A 19,631-nucleotide genomic window follows, 5' to 3' on the forward strand; every position below is an offset into this window, starting at 1 on the left:
TGGCCGTCGGTGAGGTGATCAATGGGTCTGTCGGGGGCACGCCAGCCGGGTCGGGCCGTCGGCGAGATCGGCGGGCCAGGCACGAGGCCGACCGCCAAGGAACGCGGCCGACCGCCAGGAACGCGGTCGACCGCCCGGAGCGACGCCGACCGCCCGGGCCTACGATGAGCCGATGGAGGACCAGTACCTGAGCCTGTCCGAGGTGGAGGCGATCGCGCGCCGGGCCCACCGGGGGCAGGTGGACAAGAACGGCCACCCGTACGGCGAGCACATCGCGGCGGTCGCCCACGGGACGGCGGCGCGCGGCGGCAGCGCGGCGCAGGTCGCGGCGGGCTGGCTGCACGACACCGTCGAGGACGACCGGCTGAGCCGGGAGTGGCTGGCCGGGGCCGCGCTGCCGGAGGAGACCAAGGCGATCGTGGACGCGCTCACCCGGCGCCGGGACGAGCCGGTCGAGGAGTACACGGCTCGCATCCTGGCCACGCCGGGCGCGCTGCTGGTCAAGCGCGCGGACCTGGCGCACAACTCCGATCCGGCCCGCCTCGCCGTGCTGGACCCGGCGACCGCCGAGCGGCTGGCCGCCAAGTACGCGCGGATGCGCGAGCTGCTCGGACTCACCGGCGAGCTGTAGTCCGCGAGCTGTAGTCCCCGAGCCGGGGCCCAAGGAGCCGGGGCCCGAGGAGCCGGAGCCTGAGCACCTGCGGAGCCCGCCGCCCACGGGCGCCGGGGAACCACAAGAGGGCCCGGACCACGCGGATCGCGCGGGTCCGGGCCCTCTCGGGCACCCCAGTGGTCCCTGTCCGACCCCCGGGGTGAGGGGGAGTGGTCAGGTGACGGTCGGAGGCTGGTGGGCCGATGGGGTCGGCTTAGTACCAGTGGTTGGCCTGCCAGAAGTTCCAGGCGGCGTTCGGGCTGCCGTAGCGGGTGTTCATGTAGTCCAGCGCCCACTTGATCTGGGTGGCCGGGTTGGTCTTCCAGTCCGAGCCCGCCGAGGCCATCTTGGAGCCCGGCAGCGCCTGGGCCAGGCCGTACGCGCCGGAGCTCGCGTTGGTCGCGGACACGTTCCAGCTCGACTCGTGGGCGATGATCTGGCTGAAGGAAGCCAGCTGGTTGGCCGGGACGATCTGGGCGGCGATGGCCTGCGGGGAGGCGGTGGCGGCGTTCGCGGTGGCGGGCAGGACACCCGCGCCCAGGGCGGTCAGACCGGCGGCGCCGGCGAGGATCGCGGCGGAGGTACGCATACGGAGCTTGAAAGCGGGCATAAAGAGCAGGACCTCAATCGGGTTGGGCCGGGTCACTCCCCGCCGCGAACCTCGGCCGGACAGGGGCCGTAACGGTCGCGGGGTCGTGACCCGGCAGCAAGCCGTTCACCGGCGGGACAGGTGCCGGTGCGGCTGACGACTGAGCCATTGTTGGCAGACGGCATCGGCCCCCGCCAAGACCCCCTCGGTACGACCCACGGTCGTACGGAAGGGGCCGCCGTGGATTCGAAGGGGCGGTCGCGCGGAGCGTGCGGAGCGGGGGTGAGCTGCGCGAACGCGGGGGGTGCCGGGGTGGCGCGGGCGTTCCGGGGGTGTCTACTACCGCCCGTCGTGGGTGTTGATCACGTGTGAGCGCACTCACCGTGCGGGGCTGGGCGGGCGTCACTCGCCGGCCCGGTCGAAGCACGGTGGGTACAGACGATCAACCCCGCGCTGAGACCGGCGCCACACCCGAGTGGCGGGAGCGGCGCCACACCCGAGCGGCGGGATCGGCGCGACACCGCCACGCCGAGCGGCAGGAGGTGGGAGGCGGGTCCTAACGGAGGTCGCCCAGCCGTCGGTGCCGGACGGCCCGGGCCGCGAGCCGGTCCGCTTCGGTGGTCGCCGACAGGGCGCCGAGCGCCGCGCCGACCGCCTGCCCGAGCCGGGCGCAGAAGGCCGTCGGCTCCTCGGCGGCGTCCGGTAGCTCCGGGACCACCTCGTCGACCAGCCCGACCTCGGCCAGCCGGTGCGCCCCGATCCCCTGGGCGCGGGCCAGCTCGGCGGCGTGCGCGCCGTCCCGGTGGACGATCGCCGAGGCGCCCTCCGGCGGCAGTGGCGCCAGCCAGGCGTGCTCGGCGGCGATCACCCGGTCCGCCGGGAGCAGCGCGAGCGCCCCGCCGCCCGAGCCCTGGCCGAGCAGCACGGCCAGGACGGGGGTGCGCAGCGCGAGCAGGGTGGTCAGGCAGTGGGCGATCTCCACCGCGATGCCGTCCAGCTCGGCCCGGGCGGACAGCTCGGCGCCGGCCGTGTCCACCACGGTGACGAGCGGCAGTCCGAGCTGCTCGGCCAGGCGCGCGGTGCGCCGTACGGCCCGCAGGTCGGCGGCGGTGAAGGGGCGTTCGTGCCCGGGGGTCTGCCGCTGCTGGCCGACGACCAGGACGGGCCGGCCGCCGAGCAGGGCCAGCGCCCGGACCAGTGCGCCGCCGCGCCCGCCGGGGGCGTCCAGCAGCACCAGCTCCTCGGCGGTGTGCCGCAGCAGCTCGCGGGTGCCCGGGCGGTCGGGGCGCCGGGTGCGGAGGACGGAGTCCCAGGCGTCGGGGTGCCCATGAGTGCGGACGGGCACGGGGGTCGGAGAGGCGGTGGGGTCTGTAGTAGGGGACGGCGGTGCGGCGGCGAGGACGGCGAGGGTGCGGCGGAGCAGCTCGCGCAGCTCCTGCGGCGGTACGACGGCGTCCACCAGTCCCTGGCCGGCGAGGGTCTCGGCCCGCTGGACGTCCGGCGGCAGTTCCACGCCGCGCAGCTCCTCGTACACGCGCGGGCCGAGGAAGCCGAGCCGGGCGCCGGGCTCGGCGAGGACCAGCTGTCCGAGCGTGCCCCAGGAGGCGAAGACCCCGCCCATGGTGGGGTTGCGCAGGTAGGTGAGGTAGGGGAGGCCGGTGGCGCGGTGCGCCTGGACGGCGGCGGTGATCCGCAGCATGCAGAGGAAGGCCGCCGAGCCCTCCTGCATCCGCGTCCCGCCGGAGACCGGCAGGGCGAGCAGCGGCAGCCGCTCGGCGGTGGCGCGCTCGACGGCGCGGGTGATCCGCTCGGCGGTGGCGACGCCGATCGAGCCGCCGAGGAAGCCGAACTCGGAGGCGATGAGGGCGACCGGCCGGCCGTCGATCGAGCCGACGCCGGTGAGGACGGCCTCGTCCAGGCCGGTGTGCTCGCGGGCGCGGTCGAGGGAGGCGCGGTAGCCGGGGTCGGGCCGGTCGACGGCCGGTGGCTCGTCCCAGCCGCGGAAGCCGCCCGGATCCACCAGCAGGCCGATCAGCTGGTGGGCCGTCAGTGCCGTGCCCGAGCCCGTACCCATGCCCACCCCGTCAGAGTCGTTCCGGCGATCGTTCCGGTGATTGCTCCGGCGGTCGTTCCGGCGGTCGTCCCGGCCCCGCCGTGATCCGTCCGGCTAGGCGGCACTCTATGCGGCACGGTCCGGTCGGGACAGCTCCGACATGAGTTCGATGGCGGTCGACCCTTGCGCTGGACGGGCGGTTCGTGGGCGTTTCGCGGACGGCTCCGGGAGAGGGGCGCGGGGCTCGGCGTACGGCTCAAGTCCTCGTAGGTAAAGGGTAGTTACTCGCTGGTTAATAGTTTTTCTGAGGGCTTCCGGAGCTGACGGTGTCTCGTCAGACTGGTGGACATGACTCGCACTCTACGCGCGTGGAAGACCCGCGCCGCCGCCGTCACCGCCGTCGCCCTGATGACCCTCGCCCCGGTCGCCGTCGCCACCGAGGCGCACGCCGACGTGAGCGGCTCGGTCTGCCTCTCCGCCCTCCCGTCGCAGGCCACCGACACCCTCAACCTGATCGCCTCCGGCGGACCGTTCCCCTACTCCCAGGACGGGGTGGTCTTCCAGAACCGGGAGGGCGTCCTGCCCAGCGAGTCCTACGGCTACTACCACGAGTACACCGTCATCACCCCGGGCTCCCCGACCCGCGGCGCCCGCCGGATCGTGACCGGGCAGGCCAGCCAGGAGGACTACTACACCGGCGACCACTACGCCACGTTCTCGCTGATCGACCAGACCTGCTGACCGTCCGCTGATCACCCCGGGGCCGTCCCCGGACGCTCCGACACGACGGTGGCCTCGGCTGGCTTCCCCGCCGAGGTCACCGCCGTGCGGCCGTAACCGTAGCCGTAGTCGCTACGGCCGCCCCCGGGCTCAGAGCTCGGACGGCCCCCAGGCGCCCACCGCCAGCTCGTCCCCCACCCGCAGCGTGCCGGGCCGCAGCACCGCGAACTTGCTGCCGAACGCCACCCCGCCCGCCGCCGCCCGGCGGTACCGGGCCAGCGTGCGCAGCGGCTCCGGGCCCGCCTTGGTGCCGTGGGACTGGTCCACCATCGTCACCGCGCAGCGGATCGCGAGCTTGGCGTAGCCCAGTTCGGCCCCGCCCACCTCGATCCGGCGGGCCCGGTCCTCGGTGTGCGGTTCGGACCAGCCGTCCACCACCACGTTCGGGCGGAACCGGTCCATCGGCAGCGGCGGAGTGCCGGAGAGCTCGTTGAAGTACTCCAGCGAGGAGTGCGACACCAGGTGCACGGCGCAGCTGTCCGCGTAGCCCGAGGTGCCCGGGACCAGCCCGTCGGTCACCCGGTCGTGCTCCGGCGGCACCCGGACCAGCCGGCTGCGCGCGCCGAGCACCCCGGAGAGCCAGTCGGCGGCCTCCTCGCCCTGGTCGATGCCGAAGAACGGCGCGCCGAACAGCCGCACCTCGCGGCGCGGGCCCCCGGTGTCCACCGGGACCGACACCGGCTCCGTCCCCGGGGCGGCCAGGGTCAGCGAACGGCCGTCCTCCGCCACCGTCGGGCGGACGGTGGCCAGCACCGGGTCCCGGCGCTGGGAGCGGAACACGCCCTCCTCGTCCACCACCATGAACGCCCGGTCGTGGGCCAGCCCGGCCCGGGTGAGCTCCGCCTGCGCGGCCGCCACCCCCGCGCAGCCCTTCACCGGGTAGTACCGCAGTTCCGTCACCGTGGCCATCGTCCTGCTCCCCCTTCGCGCAGGCGTGCCGTGCTACGCCCGCGTACCGTCCATCTCGCGAACCCCACAGGGTAGTTGAGCGGGTCGGTGGGGGCGGAGGCGGGACGGGGTGGATCCGGCCGCCGCTTGCTAGGGTCGGGGGCATGGCACCACCGAGCAGCGCGAACCCCCCGGGGCGGCTCCGGCGTGACGCGCAGCGCAACCGCGACCTCCTGCTCGCCGCCGCCCGCGACATGTTCTCCCGGCACGGCCTGGACGTGCCGCTGGACCAGATCGCCAAGGAGGCGGGCGTCGGCAACGCCACCCTCTACCGGCACTTCCCGACCCGCGAGGCGCTGATCGGCGAGGTGTTCGCGGACGCCGGGGGCGGCCTGGCCGCCGCGGGCGAGGAGGCGCTCGCCGACGCGGACGCCTGGACCGGCCTCGAACGGTACTTCGGGCGGATCTTCGAACTGGTCGCCGCCGACCGGGGCATCAACGACCTGGTCACCCAGGCCATCCCGACCATCCCCGGGATGATCGAGATCAGCCGCGGGCACGCCACCACCGTCGGCGCCCTGATCGCCCGCGCCCAGGAACAGGGCACCATGCGCCGCGACGTCGTCACCATGGACCTGCTCTTCCTGCTCGGCCCGCTCTGCCGCGCCCTGCCGGCCGCCACCGAGCTGCGCCCCGACCTCTGGCGCCGCTACCTGGCCCTGCTGCTCGACGGCTTCCGCGCCCAGGCCACCCACCCGCTGCCGGTCCCGCCGATCGGGGAGGAGCACCTGGACCGGATGTTCGCGGACCTCTGGGAGGCGGAGCAGCCGGAGCCCTCCTGAGCCCGGGCCCTCCTGAGCCCGAGCCCGCCGCAAGCCTGAGCCAGCTTCCGCCCGTGCCGCATCAGGGACGCGTACGGAAGGGCGGGCTCCGCGTCAGAGCCGCGTCAACGGCCCGTGGCCGTACGGGCGCGGGCCGCTTTGCTGGGGTGGAATCGGCGCGGTCCGGTCCGGCCCGGTGCGAGGGCACCCGGGCGCGCGGGCGGACGGAGAGGCAGGGCGGGCCATGACGGACAGTGGTGCGGACGGGGGCCGGATCGTGGTCGGCATCAGTGGCTCGTTGGGCAGCCTCGCCGCGCTGCACCGCGCGGTGGCCGAGGCCCGTCGCTCGGACGTCGAGGTGCTCGCGGTGCTCTGCTGGACCCCGCCCGGTGACGAACTCGGCTACCGCCGAACCCCGTGCCCGCCGGTGATCGAGGCCGGCCGCGACGCCGCCGTGGCCCGGCTGCGGCAGGCCCTCGACGAGGCCTTCGCCGGACGCCACGCGGGTGTCCGGCTGCGTTGCCAGGCCGTCCGCGGCGACACCGGCCACACGCTGGTGCGGTGCGCGGACCGGCCCGGTGACCTGCTCGTCCTCGGCGCCGGACGGGAGCGCGGCCGCCTCGCCCGACTGGTGCACCCCTCGGTCACCGCCTACTGCGTCCGGCACGCCGCCTGCCCGGTCCTGGCTGTCCCGCGTCCGCCGCTGCAGCGCGAGCTGGAGGCCCTGGAGCGCGGTGGCGGGCTGCGGGAGCCGGCGGCGGGGAACTGAGGTCAGGCCGGCCCGGCCGCCTCGGCGAGGACGGCGGCGGTCCGCCGGCCGGCGGCCAGGGTGTCGGCGTCGGTGGCCGGGAGGCAGCGGCCGGCCTCGGGGTGGTAGGTGGTCATCACCACGCCGGCGTGGTCGGTGGGCAGTTCGAGGGTCCGTACCGCCGAGCGCTGCTTTGTCAGAGCAGCGCTCAACCGCCGGGTGTGCTCGATGTCCACGATCCCGTCCGCCGTGCCGTGGACCAGCCAGAGCGGGACGGGGGACGGGCCGGCGGCCAGGTGGTCGAGCGGGGCCTCGCCGGTCGTGACGGCCGTGGTCGAGTAGTGCGAGGCGATGCCGACGGCGGCGACAGGCCGTAGCTCGGCGGGGGTGTCTGGGTGGGTGGCCACGGCTATCGCCTCGCGGCCGCCCATCGACCAGCCGGCCAGCACGAAGCGGGCCGGGTCCCCGCCGTGCTCGGCGGCGATCCGGCGGGCCTGGGCCAGCGAGGCGAGCAGTTCGGCGCCGCCGCGGTCCGGCTGCTCGGAGCTCCAGTCCGGGACGAGCACCAGTAGCCCCAGCCCGGCGGCCTCCCGGGCCAGCGGCCGCAGCACGTCGCGCTCGTTCGGGCCGTTGCCGTGCCAGAGCAGCACGACGGGAGCCGGTCCGACGGTGCCGGCGGCGGGGAGGTGGACGTCCATCAGCCGCCCTTCCGCGTACGGAGCGGCAGTCGGGGCGGCAGGCGGACCGGCCTCGGGTCGAGCGCTCGTCATGCGGGGTTCCCCTCCGGTTCGGTGGATGATCACGGAGCTGGTACCGTACTTCTCGTCGCGAGGGAGGGATTCCTCGTCAGGCGTCAGTGGTGCTACCAGAGCACGTCCTACTTTCAGTAGGAAGAGTCCGTGCGACCCGGGCCTGGCGCTCCAGAGTCGGACAGGGTCCGGTGCCGTTCGTTCGGCGCCGGGCCCTGTCCGCGTTTCCGGGAACAGGGCGACCGCCGGACGACCGTTCAGGACGGGGCGTTCTCGGGGCGAGGCGTTCTCAGGACGGCTGGCGGTCGGAGCCCAGCTCGCGGGAGATCCGCAGGCCGACCTGGGCGACCACCGGGCCGAGGGCGCGGACCCGGGCGGCGGTCATCCGTGAGGTGAGGCCGGAGACGGACAGGGCGGCGGTCACCTCGCCGGTGTGGTCGAAGATCGGGGCGGCGACGCAGCGGACCTCGGGCTCGTTCTCGCGGTCGTCGATCGAGTAGCCGCGGGCGCGGATGCGGGCGAGGTCGGCGCGAAGCCGGGGCTCGTCGGCGATGGTCCAGGCGGTCACCGGGCGCAGTCCGGCCGCGACCACCTCGGCGACGGCCTCCTCGGGCAGCCAGGCGAGGATCGCCTTTCCGGTGGCGGTGCAGTAGGCGGGGGCCCGGCTGCCGACCCGGGAGGCCATCCGGACGTTGGTCTCGTCCTCGACCTTGTCCAGGTAGACGATCCCGGGGGCCTGCCAGACGGTCAGGTGGACGGTCTCGCCCGCCTCGCGCTGGAGCCGCCGCAGGTGTTCGGCGGCGACGCTGCGCAGGTCGAGGGTGGTCAGGTAGGCCTGGCCGAGCCGCAGGGAGCCGTGGCCGAGCCGGAACCAGCCGGTCTCGCGGTCCCGGTCGAGGAGGTGCTCGTCCAGCAGGGGGCCGGCCAGTCGCAGCACGGTGCTCTTGTTCAGGCCGAGCCCGTCGGCGAGCTGGGCGAGCGGCACGCCGCGCCCGTCGCCGTGGTCGCGGACGTAGCCGAGGACGGCGAGCGCGCGGCGCAGCGAGGAGGACTGGTTGCGTTCGGTCGCGGGTTTCTTGGGCGCCGTCTCCGTCATGGGTCCGTTCCCTGTGTCGTTCTGCCGGTGTTCCCCCGCAGGTCGGCGGCGGTTGTCAGAACGTACCCGGTCGTGACGGGATCGCCTCATCTTCGATACAACGTTGTGCAGTGCAAAACTTTCCCCAACTCCCTCTTGTTGGCGCCGATCGCCCCCGCCTAACGTCCCTGCCATCGAGCAGGCGACGTCGCCCCACCCGAGCGCTGCGCCCTGCCGTACCCCCACCACTTCACCCACCATCGGCCCCGGTCAGGGCCTGCTTCGACGTGCCCGTCCCCGCGGCGGACGTCTCGGCGGCAGCTGTCGGGAGGGGAGGTCTCCACCATGCGACTCATCGGACGGACCGCCGCAGCCGTCGTGCTCGCCGCCGGCTGCCTGGCCGCCACCGCCTGTGCCCCCGGCACCGCCTCGCCGGCGAGCGACAAGGCCGCCGACGACCGGACCGGCACGCTGCAGGTCTGGCTGTACAACGAGGCGGGCAACGCGGCCAAGGAGGCCGTGATCGCCAAGGCCGTGACCGACTTCCAGGCCTCCCACCAGGGCGTCACCGTCAACGTCAGCTACATCGACACCGACGCCTCGGCCCGCGCGGCCAAGATGAAGGGCGCGTTCAACGACCCGAACAGCGCCCCCGACCTGGTCGAGTTCGGCAACACCGACCTGCCCGGCTACGTCGCCGCCGGCGGCCTCGCCGACATCACCACCGAGCTGGACACGTGGCAGGACAAGGGCGACCTCGACCCGGCGATCGCCAAGACCGCCGTGGTGGACGGCAAGACCTACGGCCTGCCCTGGTGGGTCGGCGTGCGCGCGCTGTACTACCGCACCGACCTGTTCACCGAGGCCGGCCTCACCCCGCCGACCTCGTACGCCGAACTGGTCGCCGCCAACCAGAAGATCCACGCCGCCCACCCGGACACCTTCGGCATCGCCGTCGGCGGCAAGTACACCTTCGCCGCGCTGCCCTTCGTCTGGGACGCGGGCGGCGACATCGCCACCAAGGACGGCGCCGCGTTCAAGGCGGCGATCAACTCGCCCGCCTCGCAGGCCGGGATCAAGCGCTACACCGACCTCTTCGGCGCGGACGGCTGCCCCGCCCAGCAGTGCGCGGACCTGACCGGCGGCAAGACCGTCGACCTGTTCGCGGCCGGCAAGTCGGCGATGGCGGTGCTGCTCAACTCCAACCGCAGCAAGGTGGACGCGGGCGCGGTCAAGGGCAAGTACGGCGTGGTGCCGCTGCCCGGCGAGAAGCCCGGCTCGATCGCCCCGGCCTTCGCCGGCGGCAACAACCTGGGCGTGATGAAGGCGGCCAAGCACCGCACGCTGGCCGTCGAGTTCGCCGAACTGCTGGCGAGCCCCGCGTACCAGGAGCAGATGTACGACGCGATGGGCAACCTGCCGACGCTCAAGTCCGTCAGCGGCAAGGTCGCGGCGAAGGACGCGTTCCTGAAGCCCTTCACCGACACCATCGCGGCCGGCACCAGGTTCGTCCCGCTCGACCAGGCGTGGGCGCAGATCGACGCCCAGGCGGTGATCCCGACGATGCTCCAGCAGGTCGTCACCGGTAAGGCGGACGTGGCCAAGGCCTCGGGCGACGCGGCCGCGCAGGTCTCCTCGGCCTTCGCCGCGCACTGACGGCCGACCGCCGGCGGCGGGGGCGCGCCACGACCGCCGCCGCCGGCATGTGAGCCACCGCCACCGTCACCGCCGCCGGCAGCGAGTCACCGGCGCTGCCGGTACCGAGTCACCGCCGCCGGCACCGAGCCACCGGCGCCGCACCGCCGGCCCCCGGCCGCGTACGGACGGCCCCCCTCCCGGTTCGTCTCAGAGAGCAGGTCCCGCACGTGTCCGTATCCACCTCGACCGCCCCGGCGCCGCCTTCCCCGCAGAGGCGCCGTGGGGGAAGGGCGCCGGCCGCACCCCCGGGCGGCCGGCGCCGGCGGCCCCCGCTGCTGCTGCTCCTGCCGGCCGCGGTCATCCTGATCCCGCTGGTCGCCTACCCGATCTACCAGCTCGGCCTGCTGTCCGTACTGGACTTCGGGCAGGCCCAGGCCTCGGGCGGCGCCCCGACCTCCTTCGTCGGCTTCGGCAACTACTCGAAGATCCTCGAGGACGAGCAGTTCTGGACGGTGCTGTTCCAGACCATCGGCTTCGCGGCGTTCTGCGTGGTCGCCACCCTGGCCGTCGGCGCCACCCTCGCGGTGCTGCTCACCAAGGTCGGCCGGTGGCCCCGGCTGGTGCTGACCACCGCGGCGATGGCCGCCTGGGCGGCGCCGGCGATGACCGGTTCGACGGTGTGGAGCTTCCTGTTCGACACCAACCTCGGCCTGGTCAACCACACCCTGGAGGGGCTCGGACTCTCCGGTTTCCACGAGTTCAACTGGTTCTATGACAAGTGGACGGCGTTCCTGATCGTCGGCGCCGTGGTGGTGTGGCACTCCTACCCGTTCGTGATGGTCACCCTCTACGCGGGCATCCGGGCCATCCCGGAGGAGATCATGGAGGCGGCCGCCCTGGACGGCGCCAACACCTGGACCACCTTCCGCCGGATCACCGCACCGATGCTGCGCCCGATCCTGACCATCGTGGTGATCCAGTCGGTGATCTGGGACTTCAAGGTCTTCACCCAGATCTATGTGATGACCGAGGGCGGCGGCATCGCCGGCCAGAACCTCGTGCTCAACGTGTACGCGTACCAGAAGGCTTTCGCCTCCTCGCAGTACGGGCTGGGCGCGGCGATCGGCGTGATCATGCTGCTGATCCTGGTGATCCCGACGGTCCTGTTCATCCGCACCCTGCGACGGACGGGGAACGAACTGTGAGCCCGGCGAACTCCCCGGCGAACTCCCCGGCCGTGAAGCCGGCCCGGAACACCGGCGGCCCCCAGGACGGGAGCGGCCCCCGGAACACCGGCGGCCCCCGGAACACCCGGGGTCGGAACACCCGCGGCCGGTGGCGGCTGGCCGCCAACAGCGGCGCGATCGTACTGGCCGTGGTCACCGCCTTCCCGATCTTCTGGATGGTGCTCTCGGCCTTCAAGCCCAAGGGCGAGATCCAGTCGCTCGACCCCAGGCCGTGGACCGCCCACCCCACGCTGGAGAGCTTCCGTCAGGTGATCAGCGTGGACGGCTTCGCCCGCTACTTCGGGAACAGCCTGGTGGTCGCGCTGTCGGTGGTGGTGCTGTCGGCGATCGTGGTCTTCCTGGCGGCGGTGGCCGTGACCAGGTTCCGGTTCAAGTTCCGCACCACCATCATGGTGATGTTCCTGATCGCCCAGATGATCCCGGTCGAGGCGCTGACCATCCCGCTGTTCTTCATGTTCCGCGACGCCGGACGGTTCGCCCCGGGCATCGGGCTGAACACCCTGGCCTCGCTGGTCCTGGTGCAGCTGGCGTTCTCGCTGCCGTTCGGGATCTGGATGATGCGCGGCTTCGTCGCGGCCGTCCCGGTCTCGATCGAGGAGGCGGCGCAGATCGACGGGGCCGGCCGGACCCGCATCCTGTGGCGGATCCTGCTGCCGCTGGTGGCCCCGGGCCTCGCCGCGACCAGCGTGTTCTCCTTCATCGCGGCGTGGAACGACTTCGTCTTCGCCAAGACCTTCATCATCAGCGCCACCCAGAACCAGACGCTGCCCTCGGCGCTGCTGGTCTTCTTCAAGCCGGACGAGAACGACTGGGGCGGCATCATGGCGGCGTCCACGCTGATGACCGTGCCGGTGCTGATCTTCTTCATCGCGGTGCAGCGCAAGCTGGTCTCCGGGCTGGCCGGTGCGGTGAAGGACTGATCGCCCGCGCGTGCGGAGCGGCCGGGAGTCCCGTCGTCGTGCGGGACTCCCTGTCGTACGTGAGGGTGGGCGCTCCGGGCGTGGGCGCCGACACCGGCTCAGGAGACGAAGCCGACGATGTCGGTGCCCTTCCGGCTCCGTGCGATCCGCAGCCAGCCGACGACCTCCGCGACGGCCTCGGCCACCTCGCGCTCCGGCACCGGGGCGCGGCCCTCGCGCCCGGCCCGGTCGAACCGGTCCAGCGCCTGCCCGCAGTCCCCGGCCGACCAGGTGCCGCAGGACGGCACCGCGCAGAAGGGGAGTCCGGCAGGAAGGCCGCCGCCGTACTGGAAGTCCGCGACCGAGACGGCGGTGATCCCGTACGCCTTCAGACCGTCGTCGACCACCTCCAGCCAGTTGCCCCGGAACGGGCCGAAGGAGTCGACCTCCAGGGGCTGTCCGACCAGCCAGCACAGCCGCCGGTACGCGTAGCCGTACTGGAAGGCGTGGTCCTCGTTCCCGGAGAAGGGCCCGCCGTGCACCACGGCGCGCAGCGCCTCCAGGGCGGTCGGGGCGCCCTGCGCGATCTCGTCGGCGAAGTGCTCGTCGGACCTGTCCAGGGACGGGCCGAAGTACGCGAGGGCCTCGTCGACCGCTCCGTCGTCGCCGCTGCCGACGCGGGCACGGAGCTCCGCGGGGTCGACCAGGTACGCGCGCAGGAAGGAACTCATATCAGCACGGTAGCGGGCGCAACGGACAGCCGGGTCGGCGGGTCCGGTCGCCCTCGGGCGGTGGGCTCGCACTGAATCTTCTTGCCGTACAGGCAAGTTGACGGGACGGCAGCGGCCTCGCCGGCTCCCCGGGTGAGGGGCGGGAGCGTCGGCGGCCCGGGCTCAGGCCGCGGCCGCGGAGTCGCGGGCGGGGACGGCGACCAGCACGAACTCCGCGCCGGCGTCGTCCCGGACCAGCGCGGTGCGGCCGAACGGCCCCGGCGCCGGACCGGTGACGACGGTGCCGCCGAGGGCGCGCAGCCGGTCGGCCGCGCGGTCGGTGTCCTCGGTCGCGAAGTGGACCAGCCAGCGTGCGCCTCCCTCCGAACCGGCGCCCGGGCCGGAGGGGCTGGAGGGGTTGGAGGGGCCGATGCTGCACGCGGGCCGACCGGCCACCCGGGCGAGGGTGTGGCCCGCCCGCGGCCGGTCGTAGCTGTAGCCGACGACCCGGCGGTAGAAGGCCCGCGCGGCGTCGGGGTCGGGGGAGAGGTGCGCGTTCCAGGCGAACGCGCCCGGTTCGTCGACCAGTCCGGCGCCGTCGATGGTGCCGGCCCGCCAGAGCCCGAAGCGGGCACCGAGCGGGTCGACGGCGAGCGCGGCGCGGCCCTGCTCGGGCACCTCGTACGGTTCGCGGGCGAGGCGGCCGCCGGCGGCCCGGACGGCGGCGGCGGTGCGCGGCGGGTCGGGGCAGGCGAGGAAGGTGGTCCAGGCGGGCGGGTCGCTCGGCCGGGCCCGTTCGACGGCCGCGACCTGGGCGCCGTACCGGGTGGCCACCGCCTCGGCGGGGCCGGTCGGGACGAACTCCCAGTCGAACAGCGCGCCGTAGAAGGCCTGCGCCCGTGCGGTGTCCGGCGTGGTGAGCACGACCCAGCACGGGACCCCGGCGCGGTAGTTGCCCGGCTTCGGCATGCGGTCCTCCTGGCGGGCCCGGTGTCCGGCGCCCGGCGTCCGGTGCCCGGAGCAACGGCCCCACCCGCCAGCCTCCGCGCCCGGCGGGTGCGCGGCAAGCGGGCGTCCCCGACGACGATGCCTAGGACACCCCGTGCGGCCGGAACTGGACGCTGATCCGTGGGCCCACCGGGCGGGCCGTCTTGGGGACCGCGTGTTCCCAGGTGCGCTGGCAGGAGCCGCCCATCACCACCAGGTCCCCGTGGCCGAGCGGGTGGCGGACGACGGTCGTGCCGCCGGACCGGGGCCGCAGCGCCAGGGTGCGCGGCTCGCCGACGGAGAGGATCGCCACCATGGTGTCCTCGCGGGCGCCGCGCCCGATCCGGTCGCCGTGCCAGGCCACGCTGTCCCGGCCGTCCCGGTAGTAACAGAGTCCGAGGGTGCGGAACGGCTCGCCCAGCTCCCGGGCGTAGTGGTCGCTCAGGGCGGCCCGGGCCAGGCCGAGCACCGGGTGCGGCGGTTCGGCGTGCGCCGGGTAGGAGGCCAGCAGGCGCGGGACGTCGACCGTCCGCTCGTACATCTCGCGGCGTTCGGCGCGCCAGGGCACGGTGGCGGCCAGCTGTTCGAACAGCTCGTCGGCCCCGTGCAGCCAGCCCGGGAGCAGGTCGAGCCAGGCGCCGTCGCCGAGCGGCTGCCGTCGCAGGCCGTCGAGCGGGCCGAGGCGGACGCCGCCGCGGTCGGTGTCGTCGAACAGCGAGGGCTGGAGGTGGACGGTGCCGTGCATGGGGTCAGCGTACGCCTTTGTTCGAACAGGTGCTCGAATATTGCGCCCAGGGCATGGGTATACCGAGCGATGCACGGTGATATTCAGTTAATGCCTTCGATTTGCAGGCCAAATTGGGAGTGTGGCAACCTAATCGCAGACATTGAAGAGTTTTGACATCGGAAAGCGAAGGATCATGTCGGACGGCGCCCGCGTCATCGTCGGAGTCAGCGGCTCCCTGCACAGCCTGACCGCCCTGCACCGGGCGGCCGAGGAGGCCCGGGTCCGGCAGGCGGTGCTGGTGCCGGTGCTCGCCTGGACGCCGGTCGGCGGCGAGCGCAACTACCGGGCCCGGCCGTGCCCGCCGCTGCTGCGCGCCTGGCAGGAACTCGCCGAGGCGCGGATGGCGAGCGCGCTGGAGCAGGCCTTCGGCGGTCTGCCGATCGGCGTGCCGGTGCGGCCGCTGGTCGTGCGCGGCGATGCCGCCACGGTGCTGACCGGGCTCGCCGACCGTCCGGGCGACCTGCTCGTGGTCAGCACCGGCGAGCAGGGCGGCCTGCGGGTCAGGCTGCGCGGGCTGACGCGCCGCTCGGTCACCCGGCAGTGCCTGGCCCGGGCCCGGTGCGGGGTGCTCGCCGTTCCGCCGTCCACGCTGCACGAGGACCTGCGCGCGCTGCACCGCGGCATCGACCTGCGGGAGCTCGCGGCGGCCTGACGATCCATCAACTCCGGTGCGTGGTGCGGCCGTCGACCACCGTGCGGGTGGGGCGAAGGTCGCGCAGCGCGTCCACCGGGCAGTCCAGCGGATCGACCGGCCACACCGTGAGGTCGGCGAACGCCCCCGGCCGCAGGCTGCCGCGCACCGCGCTCTCGCCGGTCAGCCGGGCCGCGTTCACGGTGTGCAGGGCGACCGCCTCGGCCCGGCCGATCGCGTGCTCCGGGCCGACCACCCCGGCCGTGGTGCCCCGGGTGGTCATGCCCCAGACCGACACCATCGCGCCGTACGGGCCGACCGGGAAGTCCGAGCCCCCGGTGATCAGCGCGCCCTCGTCCAGCCACTCGCGCAGCGGGAAGAGCGCGGCGGTGCGCTCCTCGCCCCAGGCCCGCTGCTGGGTGAGCGCGCCGTCGTGCAGCAGCGGGTGCTGGACCGTCACCGGGATGCCGAGGGCGATCGCCCGGGCCCGCTGTCCGGGGCGGGCCAGGCCGCCGTGCTCGACCACCAGCGTGCCGGGCGGCAGGCCGGGGCGGCGCGCGGCCACCTGCTCGAAGACGTCCAGCAGCACCCGCAGCCCGCGGTCGCCCCAGGCGTGCACGCCGACCCGCCAGCCCCGCCCGACCACCCGGTCCACCGCCGCGAGCAGCTCGGCCGGCTCCCAGAGCAGCCGGCCGTGGTAGCACGGCTGCCCCTGGTAGGGCTCCTCCACGGCGCCCGCCTCGAAACCGCCGTCGATGCCGAACTTGACGCCCCACAGGCTCAGTCGGCCGTCGTCCCGGCCGGCGGAGCGCCAGGCGTCCATCCGCTCCAGCAGTGCGTCCACCTGCTCCGGCGTGCGGGCGGCGAAGCCGGAGACCAGCGCCCGGACCCGGACGGCCAGGGCGCCCCCGGCCCGCGCGGCGTCCAGCACCTCCAGGTCCTCGACCGGGACCAGGCAGTCGCGGACGGTGCCGATGCCGGTGGCGGCGAAGTCGGCGGAGGCGGCGCGCAGGCCCTCGATCCGCTCCGCGAGGGTGGGGCGCGGCAGCACTTGCTCGACCGGCTCGACCGCCCGGTCGACCAGCCGGCCGGTGAGCCGCCCGTGCCGGTCGCGCTCGATCACACCGCCGGGCGGTGCCTCGGTGGCCTCGGTGATCCCGGCCAGCCGCAGCGCGGCCGAGTTGAGCACCATGTTGTACGCGCCGCGGCGCACCAGCACCGGGTGGTCCGCGGTGACCGTGTCCAACTCCCCGGTGGTGGGCATCCGTTGCTCGGCCAGCAGCACCTCCTGCCAGTTGACCGTGGTCTGGATCCACTCCCCGGCGGGGGTGCGGGCGGCGCGCTCGCGGATCAGGGCGAGGAACCCGGCGAGGTCGTGGGCCCGGTGGACGGGCACGCCGTGGACGCTGTGCCCGGCCATGACCAGATGGGTGTGGGTGTCGTCGAAGGCGGGCAGCACCGTCGAGCCCGGGGCGTCCACCACCTCGGTGGCCGGGCCGACCAGGGCGTCCAGGCCGTCGGGCGCGGGGGACAGGGCGGTGATCCGGCCGCCGGTGACGGCGACCGCCCGGCGGGGCGGCTCGCCGGGCACCAGGGTGTGCACGGCGGCGGCCCGGATCAGCAGGTCGGCGGGGGCGGGGGCGGGGTCGGTCATTGCGGCTCCTGGATCGCCGGACGCACCGGGGGGCGGGACAGCCCGGTGACCTTCTCGACGTACCGAAGACTGGGCTCGGCGAGCAGTCCGTGCAACTCGGTGAACACCGCGCGGGCCGGCACCGCGTTCCAGTCGGCGGGCAGCAGCTGCGCGGGCAGCCCCGGGTCCAGGTACGGCAGGCGGCGCCACTGGGTGAGCATCGGCACGTAGGCGCGGAACGCCTCGGCCGGGTCGACCGGCGACCGGTCGCGCCGCTCCTCGGCGGCCGGGTGCCAGGCGTCGGCGAAGGCCGCGTACTGCGCCTCGATCGCCGGGAGGTCCCACCAACTCGCCACCGCCGTCCGGAGATCGGCGAAGCCGGCGTACTCGGCGGAGAGGAACAGGTGGACGTAGGCGCTCAGCCCGAGCCGGTCCAGCAGCCGGCGGGCGTCCGGCAGCAGCCGGGCGGGCGCCAGCCAGACCCCGGGGGCGGCGTTGCCGAAGCCGAGCCAGCTCAGCCGGGAGCGCAGCTGGTGGCGGTGGGCGCGGGCGGACTCAGGCACCGAGAAGACCGCCACCACCCAGCCGTCGGCGAGTGCGGCGGGCTCCAGGCTGTGGAAGATCCGCCGGTCGCCCTCCTCGAAGACCGGTTCCACCGCCGGGGCGAGCCGGTAGCCGGTTCCGCCGCGGCGCTCCTGGAGCAGGGTGCCGGCCTTCTTCAGCCGGGACGTCGCCGAGCGGACGGCCGGGCCGTCGACGTCCAGCTCGGCCAGCAGGGCGATCAGGTCGGCGATGGATATCCAGCCGCCGAGGCGGCGGACGAACTCGCCGTAGACGGTGTTGATCAGGGAGCTCGGCCGGGGTGCGTTCTCGGACATGCGCGGGCCCTCCTCCCCGGCGACTGGTGGCGATCATAACGAGGGTGCGGGACATCGGAAGGGTCTTGCCGATCTTTGCCGGATGCGCCGATCCGGCGGGAAGCGCACGGAACACCTGCTACGGGTGACGCCTCCTGCGCGTACCGCTACCGCCCGCTACGCGTAGGCGCCGGAGAGCAGGGTCCCGGCCCCGGGGGCGAAGGCGGGCAGGCCGAGGGCCCGCAGCAGCTGGTGGGTGGTGCAGACGGCGGCCGAGACCACGGGCTTGCCGAGCTGCTGCTCGGCCTCCTCGACGGCGGACAGCGAGGGCAGCTGCACGCAGGCCGAGAGCACCACGGCGTCCGCCCCGGCGTGGGCGAGCCCGCGGGCGATCGCGGGCAGTCGGGCCGGGTCGTGGGCGGCCACGTCGAGGTTGTCGGCGATCTCCAGGGCGGCGTGGTCGAGCACCTCGATGCCCTCCGCGGCGAGGTACTCGACCACCGTCCGGGCCAGCGGCCGCAGGTACGGGGTGACCATCGCGACCTTGGCGGCCCCGAGTTCGTGCAGCCCGGCGACCAGGGCGCCGGCGCTGGTGACCACGGGCGCGGGGGCGCCGTTCTGGATGGTGCGCAGGTGCAGCCGCCGCTCGGCCTCGCGGTGGTAGCCGTGGCCGGTGGCCATCACCGCGACCAGGCAGGCGTAGCCGAGCACGTCCACCCGGGCGTCCGAGAGCTCGGCGGCGCAGCGGTCGGACTCGGCGTCCATGGCGCGCAGTTGCTCGGGGGTGACCCTGGTCATCCGCATCCGGCTGGAGTGGAAGGTGAACCGCTCGGGGGCGACCGCCTCGCGGGCCCGCAGCAGGGCGGGGACCTCGGTCTCCATGGTGACGTTGGAACTCGGGACGATCTGGCCGATCCGGTAGGTGGTCATCGGGCGGACGGTCCTTTCCGGTCGGGGGCTGGTCAGCGGGCGTCGACCACGGGGTTGGCGAGCGTGCCGATCCGCTCGATGGTGGCCTCGACGAGGTCGCCGGGCTGGAGGAACCGCGGGGGCACCATCCCGGCGCCGACGCCGGAGGGGGAGCCGGTGGCGATCACGTCGCCCGGTTCCAGGGTGACGCCGGAGGAGATGTCGGCGATCAGCCGGGCGACGCCGAACAGCATGTGGCGGGTGTTGGAGTCCTGCCGCGGCTCGCCGTTGACCTTCAGCGAGAGGTCGAGCCGCTGCGGGTCGGGGATCTCGTCGGCGGTCACCACGACCGGGCCGAAGGGGGCGTAGCCGTCCTGGCCCTTGGAGAAGAACCACTGGCCGGAGCGGCGCTGGTCGCGGGCGCTGATGTCGTTGACGATGCTGTAGCCGAACACGTGCCGCAGCGCGTCCGCCTCGGCCACCCGGAAGGCCGGCGCGCCGATCACCACGGCGAGTTCGCACTCCCAGTCGAGCTGCTTGGTGAGGTCGGCGTTGTGCGGGATGGGCCCGCCCGGGCCGGTGACGGCGGTCGAGGGCTTGCCGAACAGCACCGGGCGGTCGGGGAGTTCGCGGTCGGTGTCCAGGGTGCGGTGCGACTCGGCCACGTGCTCCACGTAGTTGAGGCCGACGCCGACGATCTTGCCGGGGCGCAGCGGCGCGCACAGCGAGACCTCGGCGAGCGGCCTGGTGGCCGGGGAGCCGGCGAGCAGCTCGCGGACGACGGCCAGGGCCGGTTCCCCGGCGCGGATCAACCCGAGGAGGTCGGGCGGGAGTCGAACACCGGCGGCGGAGGCCAGGGAGGTCAGGTCGGCGACCCGGTCGCCGTCGAGCCGGGCGCCGAGGCGCGGGGCGGCTGCGGCTTCGGCGGTGGCAGCGGGGTCGGCGATTCGGAAGGTCAACAGGTGCATGGCGGTGGGG

20 protein-coding genes are annotated in these 19,631 nt (G+C 74.3%); 8 read left to right on the forward strand and 12 right to left on the reverse strand.

The window, feature by feature from the left end:
• Positions 1 to 172 precede the first annotated feature (172 nt).
• On the forward strand, positions 173 to 631 hold the full coding sequence (locus AMK13_RS27310; protein WP_049659345.1) for an HD domain-containing protein: 459 nt from the start codon (positions 173 to 175) through the stop codon (positions 629 to 631).
• 235 nt (positions 632 to 866) lie between these two features.
• On the opposite strand, the gene AMK13_RS27315 is transcribed toward AMK13_RS27310, so the two are convergent.
• Together AMK13_RS27315 and AMK13_RS27320 are read right to left on the reverse strand one after the other, a co-directional pair.
• Entirely contained in the window at positions 867 to 1,241 is a 375-nt protein-coding gene (locus AMK13_RS27315) for a transglycosylase SLT domain-containing protein (protein ID WP_241853055.1), read from the reverse strand.
• 556 nt (positions 1,242 to 1,797) lie between these two features.
• Entirely contained in the window at positions 1,798 to 3,315 is a 1,518-nt protein-coding gene (locus AMK13_RS27320) for a carboxyl transferase domain-containing protein (protein ID WP_074004496.1), read from the reverse strand.
• A 387-nt stretch (positions 3,316 to 3,702) separates the two neighbouring features.
• Between AMK13_RS27320 and AMK13_RS27325 the strand changes: the two genes are divergently transcribed.
• Positions 3,703 to 4,035, forward strand: a complete 333-nt coding sequence (locus tag AMK13_RS27325; protein WP_049650667.1) for a ribonuclease — start codon at positions 3,703 to 3,705, stop codon at positions 4,033 to 4,035.
• A 129-nt stretch (positions 4,036 to 4,164) separates the two neighbouring features.
• Here AMK13_RS27325 and AMK13_RS27330 read toward each other — a convergent pair whose 3' ends face one another.
• Positions 4,165 to 4,983 (reverse strand): MOSC domain-containing protein, encoded by an 819-nt coding sequence (locus tag AMK13_RS27330; RefSeq protein WP_074004497.1) that lies wholly within the window; start codon positions 4,981 to 4,983, stop codon positions 4,165 to 4,167.
• A gap of 143 nt (positions 4,984 to 5,126) precedes the next feature.
• On the opposite strand from AMK13_RS27330, the gene AMK13_RS27335 reads away from it, so the two are divergent.
• The gene (locus tag AMK13_RS27335; protein ID WP_074004498.1) at positions 5,127 to 5,804 is read left to right on the forward strand and encodes a TetR/AcrR family transcriptional regulator; all 678 of its coding nucleotides are present in this window, start codon (positions 5,127 to 5,129) and stop codon (positions 5,802 to 5,804) included.
• A gap of 223 nt (positions 5,805 to 6,027) precedes the next feature.
• Entirely contained in the window at positions 6,028 to 6,552 is a 525-nt protein-coding gene (locus AMK13_RS27340) for a universal stress protein (protein ID WP_074004499.1), read from the forward strand.
• A 2-nt stretch (positions 6,553 to 6,554) separates the two neighbouring features.
• Here the strand turns inward: AMK13_RS27340 and AMK13_RS27345 are convergent, their stop codons facing one another.
• Together AMK13_RS27345 and AMK13_RS27350 are read right to left on the reverse strand one after the other, a co-directional pair.
• Positions 6,555 to 7,301, reverse strand: a complete 747-nt coding sequence (locus AMK13_RS27345) for an alpha/beta hydrolase family protein (RefSeq protein ID WP_107418862.1) — start codon at positions 7,299 to 7,301, stop codon at positions 6,555 to 6,557.
• A gap of 268 nt (positions 7,302 to 7,569) precedes the next feature.
• Positions 7,570 to 8,376, reverse strand: a complete 807-nt coding sequence (locus AMK13_RS27350; protein WP_049650658.1) for an IclR family transcriptional regulator — start codon at positions 8,374 to 8,376, stop codon at positions 7,570 to 7,572.
• Between the two features lie 324 nt (positions 8,377 to 8,700).
• Between AMK13_RS27350 and AMK13_RS27355 the strand changes: the two genes are divergently transcribed.
• The 3 genes from AMK13_RS27355 to AMK13_RS27365 all read left to right on the forward strand — a co-directional run bounded on the left by AMK13_RS27355 (position 8,701) and on the right by AMK13_RS27365 (position 12,160).
• A complete protein-coding gene (locus AMK13_RS27355; RefSeq protein ID WP_074004501.1) occupies positions 8,701 to 10,011 on the forward strand; it encodes an extracellular solute-binding protein in 1,311 nt (436 codons plus the stop codon).
• Between the two features lie 209 nt (positions 10,012 to 10,220).
• On the forward strand, positions 10,221 to 11,198 hold the full coding sequence (locus tag AMK13_RS27360; protein WP_074004502.1) for a carbohydrate ABC transporter permease: 978 nt from the start codon (positions 10,221 to 10,223) through the stop codon (positions 11,196 to 11,198).
• A 137-nt stretch (positions 11,199 to 11,335) separates the two neighbouring features.
• On the forward strand, positions 11,336 to 12,160 hold the full coding sequence (locus AMK13_RS27365) for a carbohydrate ABC transporter permease (protein WP_074004659.1): 825 nt from the start codon (positions 11,336 to 11,338) through the stop codon (positions 12,158 to 12,160).
• Positions 12,161 to 12,258: 98 nt separating this feature from the next.
• Here the strand turns inward: AMK13_RS27365 and AMK13_RS27370 are convergent, their stop codons facing one another.
• From AMK13_RS27370 to AMK13_RS27380, 3 genes are all read right to left on the reverse strand, one after another.
• The gene (locus AMK13_RS27370) at positions 12,259 to 12,870 is read right to left on the reverse strand and encodes a DUF7691 family protein (RefSeq protein WP_074004503.1); all 612 of its coding nucleotides are present in this window, start codon (positions 12,868 to 12,870) and stop codon (positions 12,259 to 12,261) included.
• 162 nt (positions 12,871 to 13,032) lie between these two features.
• Entirely contained in the window at positions 13,033 to 13,818 is a 786-nt protein-coding gene (locus tag AMK13_RS27375) for a VOC family protein (RefSeq protein WP_074004504.1), read from the reverse strand.
• 121 nt (positions 13,819 to 13,939) lie between these two features.
• On the reverse strand, positions 13,940 to 14,581 hold the full coding sequence (locus AMK13_RS27380; RefSeq protein WP_074004505.1) for an alpha-ketoglutarate-dependent dioxygenase AlkB: 642 nt from the start codon (positions 14,579 to 14,581) through the stop codon (positions 13,940 to 13,942).
• Positions 14,582 to 14,756: 175 nt separating this feature from the next.
• Here AMK13_RS27380 and AMK13_RS27385 point away from each other — a divergent pair, with 175 nt between their 5' ends.
• A complete protein-coding gene (locus AMK13_RS27385; protein WP_074004506.1) occupies positions 14,757 to 15,275 on the forward strand; it encodes a universal stress protein in 519 nt (172 codons plus the stop codon).
• A 7-nt stretch (positions 15,276 to 15,282) separates the two neighbouring features.
• Here the strand turns inward: AMK13_RS27385 and AMK13_RS27390 are convergent, their stop codons facing one another.
• From AMK13_RS27390 to AMK13_RS27405, 4 genes are all read right to left on the reverse strand, one after another.
• Positions 15,283 to 16,908: an amidohydrolase gene (locus AMK13_RS27390; protein WP_074004507.1), complete on the reverse strand. Its 1,626-nt coding sequence runs from the start codon at positions 16,906 to 16,908 to the stop codon at positions 15,283 to 15,285.
• A complete protein-coding gene (locus AMK13_RS27395; RefSeq protein WP_074004508.1) occupies positions 16,905 to 17,765 on the reverse strand; it encodes a PaaX family transcriptional regulator in 861 nt (286 codons plus the stop codon). The genes AMK13_RS27390 and AMK13_RS27395 overlap by 4 nt, the downstream gene beginning before the upstream one ends.
• A gap of 156 nt (positions 17,766 to 17,921) precedes the next feature.
• The gene (locus tag AMK13_RS27400) at positions 17,922 to 18,674 is read right to left on the reverse strand and encodes a maleate cis-trans isomerase family protein (protein WP_049650649.1); all 753 of its coding nucleotides are present in this window, start codon (positions 18,672 to 18,674) and stop codon (positions 17,922 to 17,924) included.
• Between the two features lie 32 nt (positions 18,675 to 18,706).
• Positions 18,707 to 19,621, reverse strand: coding sequence for a fumarylacetoacetate hydrolase family protein (locus AMK13_RS27405; RefSeq protein WP_074004509.1), 915 nt, complete (start codon positions 19,619 to 19,621; stop codon positions 18,707 to 18,709).
• Positions 19,622 to 19,631 lie beyond the last annotated feature (10 nt).

This window comes from Streptomyces sp. CB02056 (assembly GCF_001905545.1).
Taxonomy (GTDB): domain Bacteria; phylum Actinomycetota; class Actinomycetes; order Streptomycetales; family Streptomycetaceae; genus Kitasatospora.

Coding starts and splice junctions, on each gene's coding strand:
- AMK13_RS27345 (WP_107418862.1), bottom strand. CDS start 7,301: ATGACGAGCGCTCGACCCGAGGCCGGTCCGCCTGCCGCCCCGACTGCC.
- AMK13_RS27355 (WP_074004501.1), top strand. CDS start 8,701: ATGCGACTCATCGGACGGACCGCCGCAGCCGTCGTGCTCGCCGCCGGC.
- AMK13_RS27310 (WP_049659345.1), top strand. CDS start 173: ATGGAGGACCAGTACCTGAGCCTGTCCGAGGTGGAGGCGATCGCGCGC.
- AMK13_RS27375 (WP_074004504.1), bottom strand. CDS start 13,818: ATGCCGAAGCCGGGCAACTACCGCGCCGGGGTCCCGTGCTGGGTCGTG.
- AMK13_RS27340 (WP_074004499.1), top strand. CDS start 6,028: ATGACGGACAGTGGTGCGGACGGGGGCCGGATCGTGGTCGGCATCAGT.
- AMK13_RS27380 (WP_074004505.1), bottom strand. CDS start 14,581: ATGCACGGCACCGTCCACCTCCAGCCCTCGCTGTTCGACGACACCGAC.
- AMK13_RS27350 (WP_049650658.1), bottom strand. CDS start 8,376: ATGACGGAGACGGCGCCCAAGAAACCCGCGACCGAACGCAACCAGTCC.
- AMK13_RS27390 (WP_074004507.1), bottom strand. CDS start 16,908: ATGACCGACCCCGCCCCCGCCCCCGCCGACCTGCTGATCCGGGCCGCC.
- AMK13_RS27370 (WP_074004503.1), bottom strand. CDS start 12,870: ATGAGTTCCTTCCTGCGCGCGTACCTGGTCGACCCCGCGGAGCTCCGT.
- AMK13_RS27325 (WP_049650667.1), top strand. CDS start 3,703: ATGACCCTCGCCCCGGTCGCCGTCGCCACCGAGGCGCACGCCGACGTG.
- AMK13_RS27385 (WP_074004506.1), top strand. CDS start 14,757: ATGTCGGACGGCGCCCGCGTCATCGTCGGAGTCAGCGGCTCCCTGCAC.
- AMK13_RS27400 (WP_049650649.1), bottom strand. CDS start 18,674: ATGACCACCTACCGGATCGGCCAGATCGTCCCGAGTTCCAACGTCACC.
- AMK13_RS27330 (WP_074004497.1), bottom strand. CDS start 4,983: ATGGCCACGGTGACGGAACTGCGGTACTACCCGGTGAAGGGCTGCGCG.
- AMK13_RS27320 (WP_074004496.1), bottom strand. CDS start 3,315: ATGGGTACGGGCTCGGGCACGGCACTGACGGCCCACCAGCTGATCGGC.
- AMK13_RS27395 (WP_074004508.1), bottom strand. CDS start 17,765: ATGTCCGAGAACGCACCCCGGCCGAGCTCCCTGATCAACACCGTCTAC.
- AMK13_RS27315 (WP_241853055.1), bottom strand. CDS start 1,241: ATGCGTACCTCCGCCGCGATCCTCGCCGGCGCCGCCGGTCTGACCGCC.
- AMK13_RS27405 (WP_074004509.1), bottom strand. CDS start 19,621: ATGCACCTGTTGACCTTCCGAATCGCCGACCCCGCTGCCACCGCCGAA.
- AMK13_RS27335 (WP_074004498.1), top strand. CDS start 5,127: ATGGCACCACCGAGCAGCGCGAACCCCCCGGGGCGGCTCCGGCGTGAC.